At 69.0% G+C, this 7,331-nt stretch carries 2 protein-coding genes; both read left to right on the plus strand.

The window, feature by feature from the left end:
* The coding region (locus ACWDKQ_RS34150) for a type I polyketide synthase (protein ID WP_450142893.1) at positions 1-2,228 on the plus strand (2,228 nt) is incomplete at its 5' end.
* A partial coding sequence (locus ACWDKQ_RS34155) for a type I polyketide synthase (protein ID WP_450142894.1) occupies positions 2,215-7,331 on the plus strand: 5,117 nt, incomplete at its 3' end. The genes ACWDKQ_RS34150 and ACWDKQ_RS34155, both read left to right, overlap by 14 nt.

The raw sequence follows: 7,331 nt of genomic DNA on the forward strand, positions 1-7,331 counted from the left end.
CCGCGCTACCCGCCGGCATCGACCCACACGGATTCGGCCTGCACCCAGCACTCCTCGACGCAGCCCTGCACACCGCGTGGATCAACGGAGACGACAGTGGCCGTCTCCCCTTCTCCTGGCGCGAGGTCGCACTGCACGCCACCGGTGCTACACACCTGCGGGTCCGACTACGACGGACCGAAGTGGACACCGTGTCCCTGCGGCTGTTCGACCGGACCGGCCATCCGGTGGGTTCGGTGGGCTCGTTGACAACCCGTCCAGTAGATGTCGGTGCGCTCTCGTCGGCTGGGGCCGATGGGCTTTTCCATGTGGACTGGGTGCCGGTGAGTGCAGACCCAGCGACATCGGTGCTCGTGGTGGGCGGCGAGCTGGCGGGGTTCGATTCCTTCGCCGGTCTCAAGGAGCTGGGTCGCGCGGTCGAAAGCGGCATGCCGACGCCGGAGGCCGTCCTCTTCCCGGTCGCAGCAGGTGCGGTGGCGGTGCCCGATGCGGTGCGCGCGTTGACCGCCGACGTCATCGGCGTTGTCCAGGACTGGTTGTCCGACTCCCGGTTCGCCGGGGTGCGAGCGGTGTTTGTGACTGCTGGTGCTGTTCGCGGTGTGTCGGATCTTGCTGCTTCCGCGGTGTGGGGATTGGTGCGTTCGGCGCAGGTGGAGCATCCGGGCAGGTTCGCGCTTGTCGATGTCGATGGGGGCGCCGTTTCTGCTGGGGCGATCGCGGTGGCCGTGGGCTCTGGCGAGCCGCAGGCCGTGGTTCGTGGTGGTGGGGTGTTCGCGGCTCGGTTGGCGCGGGTGCCGGCCGGTGGCGGGCTGGTGCCTCCGGTGGATGTTCCGTGGCGGTTGGATGCCGGCGGGCGTGGCACGGTGTTGATTACCGGTGGCACAGGTGGTGTGGGTGCTCTGCTGGCTCGTCATCTGGTGGTTGAGCATGGGGTGCGGAGTTTGTTGTTGCTCAGTCGCCGCGGTGGCGGGGCCGAGTTGGTCGCGGAGTTGGCCACGTATGGCGCGCAGGTGCGCGTTGTTGCCTGTGATGTCGCCGATCTTGACGCGTTGGCTGGTGCGCTCGCGTCGGTTCCGGTTGAGCATCCGTTGGCGGCGGTGATTCATGCCGCTGGGGTGCTCGATGATGGTGTGATCGAGTCGTTGACTCCGGAACGGCTGGATGTCGTGTTACGGCCAAAGGTGGATGCGGCGTGGAATCTGCATGAGCTGACCCGCGATTGCGATCTCGCCGCGTTCGTGATGTTTTCCTCGGTTGCTGGGGTGTTTGGTGGTGCAGGGCAGGGTAATTACGCGGCGGCGAACACGTTTTTGGACGCGCTGGCCGAGTATCGTCAGAGTCTCGGGTTGCCGGGTCAGGCACTCGCGTGGGGTTTGTGGGATCAGCGCAGCGGGATGACTGGGCATCTTGGTGAGGCGGATCTTCGTCGGATGGCGCGTTCCGGGATGCCGCCGATGTCCACCGAGCAGGGCTTGGCGCTGTTCGACACGGCCACCGGCCTCGCCGATGCCGCGGTGGTCGCGACCCCACTGGATTTCCGCGCGCTCCGGAGCCAGCCGGAAATCCCGCCGGTCTTCACGGGGCTCATCCGGCCCGCGGTCCGGCGGTCGGCCGCGACAGCCGACCGACCGGGTCCGGAGACACTAAGTGATCAACTGGCGGTGCTCGACGCCGCGTCGCGCCGCGCGGCGGTGCTCGACGTGGTACGCGGTCAGGCCGCCGTCGTGCTGGGACACGCCGACGGCGGAGTGGTTGGCGTGGAGCAGGCGTTCACCGAACTGGGCTTCGACTCGCTGACCGCGGTGGAGCTGCGCAACCGCCTCAACACCTCGACCGGCCTGCGGCTTCCCCCGACGCTGATCTTCGACTACCCGACCCCGGCCGCGCTCGCCGACCGCTTGCTCGACGAGCTGGGCCCCGAGGTCCCTGCTGACGACAGCCCCGGCGACGCCCGAGTGCGTCGCATGCTCCAAAGCATTCCGCTCAGCAGGCTGCGGGACACCGGGCTGCTGGACCGGCTGCTCGAACTCGTCGGGGAGAGGGACGAACCGACGGCCGCCGAGTCGGCCAGCCGGCCGGTCTCGGTCGACGAGATGGACGCCGACGCTCTGATCACCATGGTGCTCGACCGCGCGGACGGGGCTGGCTTCGGCGGGGGCTTCGAAGCGGACACCGCGGAATTCGGCGGCGCGATCAAGGAGACACGGGACCGCGATGACCAGCTCTGACGACAGGCTCCTCAAGGCATTGCGGGCTTGCATCAAGGAAACCGACTGGCTGCGCTCGCAGAACCAAAAGCTCTCAGCCGCGGCGAACGAACCGATCGCGATCGTGGCCATGGCCTGTCGTTTCCCCGGCGGAGTGACCTCGCCGGAGGCACTGTGGCAGCTGGTCTCCGACGGCCGCGACGTCGTCTCCGTGCTCCCGGATGACCGTGGTTGGGACCTCACGACCCTGCTCGACATCGACCAGGGTGGGCACGGCGTGAGCTGCCCGCGCGCGGGCAGTTTCCTGCACGACGCAGCGGACTTCGATCCCGCCTTCTTCGGGATCTCCCCGCGGGAGGCGCTCGCCATGGACCCGCAGCAGCGGCTGCTGCTGGAGACGTCGTGGGAGGTGTTCGAGCGTGCCGGCATCGACCCCGCGACGGTCAAGGGGAGCACTGGCGGGGTGTTCGTCGGCGCCTTCCAGACGGGCTACGCCGAATCGCTGAACCAGACCCGCGCCGCGGAGCGGCTCGCCGGGCACATCGGCATAGGAAGCTACTCCAGCGTGATGTCCGGACGGCTGGCCTACACCTTCGGTCTCGAGGGACCGGCTGTCACGGTGGACACGGCGTGTTCGTCTTCGCTGGTCGCCCTGCACCTCGCGGGCCAGGCGCTGCGGGCCGGCGAGTGCTCGTTCGCACTGGTCGGCGGGGTGACGGTGCTGGCCACACCTGACAGCTTCGTGGAGTTCAGCCGTCAAGGCGGGCTTTCCCCGGACGGCCGCTGCAAGGCGTTCTCTGCGGCCGCCGACGGATTCGGACCGTCCGAGGGCGTTGGCATGCTCATGGTCGAGCGGTTGTCCGACGCCCGGCGTCTCGGGCACGACGTGCTCGCCGTGGTCCGCGGGACCGCGGTGAATTCCGATGGTGCGTCCAACGGGCTCACCGCGCCCAACGGACCTTCGCAGCAGCGAGTCATCCGGCAGGCGTTGGCGGCTTCCGCGCTGCTTCCCGCCGACATCGATGTGCTCGAAGCGCACGGCACTGGAACGACCCTCGGCGACCCGATCGAGGCGCAGGCGCTGCTTGCCACCTACGGGCGGGACCGCCCGGTCGAGCGACCGTTGCTGCTCGGGTCGGTCAAGTCGAACCTCGGGCACACCCAGGCCGCGGCCGGGCTGGCTGGGGTCATCAAGATGGTCATGGCGATGCGCCACGGCGTGGTACCGCGGACGCTGCATGTGGACGAACCGTCATCGCATGTGGACTGGACGAGCGGTGCTGTTCGGTTGCTGACGTCGGCCGAGCCTTGGCCGGAAACAGGCCGCGCACGCCGAGCCGCGGTGTCCTCATTCGGAATCAGCGGCACCAACGCGCACGCGATCATCGAGCGGGCGCCAGGAGCCGAGGCCGTCGCGGTAGAGCCGGCCGCGGAGATTGTGCCGTGGGTCCTGTCGGGGAAGTCCGCGCAGGCGGTGCGTGATCAGGCTGCGCGACTGTTATCCGTTGTCGCTGGAGCGCGGCCCGCCGACATCGCCTTCTCGCTGGCCACGGGGCGGTCGGTGTTCGAGCGCCGTGCGGCGGTCGCCGGTGACCACGATGACCTCGTGGCCGGGCTGCGCGCGCTGGCCGACAGCTCGTCGAGCGGTGGCGTGCTCTCCCGAGCATCGGCTCGGACTGCGTTTGTGTTCGCTGGTCAGGGAAGTCAGCGGCTGGGAATGGGGCGTGCGCTGTATGTCCGGTTCCCGGCGTTCGCTCGTGCCTTCGATGAAGTCACGGCGCTGCTGGGGACTCCGGTGCCTGACGACGAGGAGCTGCTGGCGCGGACCGAATACGCACAGCCCGCGTTGTTCGCGCTTGAAGTCGCTCTGTTCCGGTTGCTGGCGTCATGGGGGATCGCCCCCGATTTCGTCGCGGGACATTCGATCGGCGAGATCGCGGCGGCGCATGTCGTCGGTGTGCTGTCCCTCGACGACGCTTGTGCTCTTCTGACCGCGCGTGCTCGCTTGATGCAGGCGCTTCCTCCGGGGGGCGTGATGATGGCTGTGCAGGCTTCCGAAGAAGAGCTTTCACCGTTACCCGAGGGAGTTTCGCTCGCCGCAGTGAATGGCCCGCGGTCGGTGGTGATCGCCGGCGCCGAGGCGGCCGTGTCGCAGGTGGACGGTTTCCATGTCCGTCGCTTGAAGGTGAGTCATGCGTTTCATTCGGCGTTGATGGACCCGATGCTCGAGGAATTTCGCCGTGTCGTCGAGGGGCTGCGGTTCGGGCAGCCGTCGATCCCCGCAGCGTCGACGGTGACCGGCGGGCTGGTGACCGACGAATGGAGCACACCGGAGTACTGGGTGCGCCACGTCCGGGAGACCGTGCGTTTCGCCGACGGGGTGAAGGCACTGGAAGCGGAGGGCGCCACGACCTTCGTGGAACTCGGCCCGGACGGTGTGCTGTCCTCGATGATCCAGGACAGCGTTCAAGCCACCGCGATTCCCGTGCTGCGCGGCGATCGCCTCGAAGAGACGGCTGTCATGGCCGCGTTGGGTGAGCTATTCGTAGCGGGTGTGCCACTGGACTGGAGCGCGGTGCTGACCGGCGGCCGGCGCGTGGACCTGCCCACCTACGCGTTCCAGCGGGAACGGTATTGGCCGAAGGCGTTGCCGGCGCCCAAGGCCGCGTCCGCTCTGGGCTTGCGATCCGTTGCACACCCCTTGCTGGGCGCGGCCGTCGAGCTGCCGGAGTCTGACGGGTTCCTGCTGACCAGCAGGCTCTCGGTCGCGTTGTATCCGTGGCTGGCCGACCACGCGGTCGCGGGCGCTGTCCTGCTGCCGGGAACGGGTTTCCTCGAGCTGGTCGTCCGGGCCGGTGACGAAGCTGGCTGCGGCCGGGTCGAAGAACTCACCCTGGCGGCACCACTGGTGCTGCCCGAGCACACCTCTGTCGCGGTGCAGGTCGCGGTGGGCGGGCCGGACGGGGCGGGCCGTCGGGCGGTGAGCGTCTACTCCTGCGCTGACGACGCGGTTGACGGCGAATGGACCCGGCACGCCGACGGGATTCTCGCCCCTGGGGATCACATCTCCGGCGCCGAACTCGACGCGTGGCCGCCGGAGGGCGCGGATCGGGTCGATCTTGCTGGGTTCTACGAGCGGTTCGCCGACTCGGGCGTGGTGTATGGCCCGGCATTCCAAGGACTCAAGTCGGTGTGGTGCCGCGGCGACGAGGTCTTTGCCGAGGTCTCGGTGAACGAGGAAACCGGCGCCGATGAATTCTGCCTGCACCCGGCGCTGCTGGACGCGGTCGTACAGGCGTCGGTGTTCGCCGGGTTCGACGAGCCCGTGCGCCGGCTGCCGTTCTCCTGGAGCGGAGTCTCGCTGTACGCCACGGGCGCATCGGCGTTGCGCGTGCGGCTGGTCCGGTCTGGCACGGACGTCGCGTCGATCGACGTCGCTGACCAGACCGGGCGGCCAGTGGCCTCGATCGAATCACTGGTGCTGCGGCCGGCCGATCTCGAAACACTGGTCCTGCCGGGACGGGATCGCCTGTTCCGGCTGGAATGGACACCTGTGCCGGCGGGTACCGTCGGGGCGGTCGCGGTTCTGGGTGAGCTGGTTCTGCCCGGCGCGGAGTCCTATGTGGATCTTGCCGAACTGGGTGGCGCGCTCGACGCGGGGGCGACGCCCGATACGGTGCTGATCCCCTTGGAATCCAGCTCGGCGGACACGCCCGCAGCGGTGCGCGAGATGACCACGCGGGTGCTGGACCTGGTGCGGACTTGGGCCACCGATTCCCGGTTTGCCGCTGTCCGCGCGGCCTTCGTGACGCGCGGTGCGCTCGGCGAGGTGACCAACGTGGTCGCCGCATCGGCGTGGGGTCTCCTCCGTTCAGCGCAGACCGAGTACCCGGACCGTTTCGTGCTGATCGACACCGACACCGACGCTGGCTCTCTGGCTGCCCTGCCGAGTGCGGCGGCTGCCGGTGAGCCGCAGGTCGTTGTGCGGGATGGAGAGGTGCGGGCTGGCCGGCTGGGGCGGGTTCCGGCGGTTTCCCCGGCGCGATCGTGGGACGGTGACGGGACTGTGCTGATCACCGGTGGTACCGGTGGTCTTGGTGCTTCGCTGGCCCGGCACCTGGTGGCTGAGTGTGGAGTGCGCAACCTGCTGTTGCTCAGCCGCCGAGGTCCGGATGCCGAGGGCGTGGCGGAGCTGGTCGCGGAGTTGGCCGCGCGTGGTGCTGAAGTTCGGGTGGTGGCCTGCGACGTCGCCGACCGTGGCGCGTTGGCTGAGGTGCTCGGGTCGGTTCCGGTTGAGCATCCGCTGACCGCGGTGATCCACGCCGCTGGGGTGCTCGACGACGGCGTGCTCGACGCTCTTACACCCGAGCGCCTGGATACCGTGTTGCGCCCGAAGGTTGATGGGGCTTGGCACCTGCACGAGCTGACGCGGGATTTCGACCTCGCGGCTTTCGCTGTGTTCTCTTCGGTTGCCGGGATGTTCGGCGCCGCCGGGCAGGGAAACTATGCGGCGGCGAACACTTTCCTTGATGGCTTGGTGCAGTACCGGCGTGGGCTCGGGCTTCCCGGACTGTCCCTGATCTGGGGCGCGTGGGGGATTTCTGGCGGCATGAACGCCGGGCTCGCCAGCTCCGACATCCGCCGGATGGAACGTGCCGGCATGTCGGCGATGTCGGTCGACCAGGGCCTGGCCCTGTTCGACGCGGCGCTCGGGGGCGACGAGCCGGTCGTCGTGGCGATGCGGTTCGACGGTCGCCTGCGCAGCTCGGCCGAGGTCCCGGCGCTCCTGCGTGGGCTGGTGGGCAACCCCGCCCGGCGCTCGGTGGCCACGGGCGCCGCCGCGTCCGCCACCCTGCGCGACCGGCTCGCGGGACTCGATCCCAGTGCTCGCGGTCCGGCGATGGCCGACCTGGTGCGCGGGCAGATCGCCGTGGTGCTGGGGCATTCGAGCGCGACATCGATCGATGTCGGACAGGCGTTCGGGGATCTGGGCTTCGATTCCCTCACCGCGGTGGAACTGCGCAACGCCCTGGCCACGGCGACGGGGGTCCGGTTGCCTGCGACGTTGGTGTTCGATTATCCGACACCGCTTGTGTTGGCGGAGTTTTTGTTGTCTGAGTTGGT

The sequence above is a fragment of the Saccharopolyspora sp. NPDC000995 genome (genome assembly GCF_053599315.1).